The organism is Mycobacterium sp. MUNTM1 (assembly GCF_054660795.1).
Window position 1 is genome coordinate 1 of record NZ_BAAGDE010000179.1, and the last position, 250, is coordinate 250.

Here is a 250-nt window from a genome sequence, read left to right on the forward strand (position 1 = left end):
TGGTTCGCGGCCGTGCCGCCGATCACGCCCAGAATCCGGTCGCCGTCGCGCTGGGCGTCGGGCAACCGCTTGAGCAGCAGCACGGCGGCGCCCTCACCGACCACGAACCCGTCGGCCTCGACGTCGAACGTGTGGCAGCGTCCCGTGCGCGTCAACATGCCATTGGCCGAGCCCGAGGCGAAGCGCCGCGGCTCGAGCATGGCGTACACGCCGCCGGCAAAGGCGAGGTCGCTCTCGCCGTCGTTCAAGA

The 250-nt window shown here is 71.2% G+C and carries 1 protein-coding gene; it reads right to left on the reverse strand.

The window, feature by feature from the left end; all coding sequences use genetic code 11:
- Positions 1-250 (reverse strand): beta-ketoacyl synthase N-terminal-like domain-containing protein (locus ACYQ8K_RS30325; RefSeq protein WP_459975092.1); only part of this gene is annotated, 250 nt, incomplete at both ends.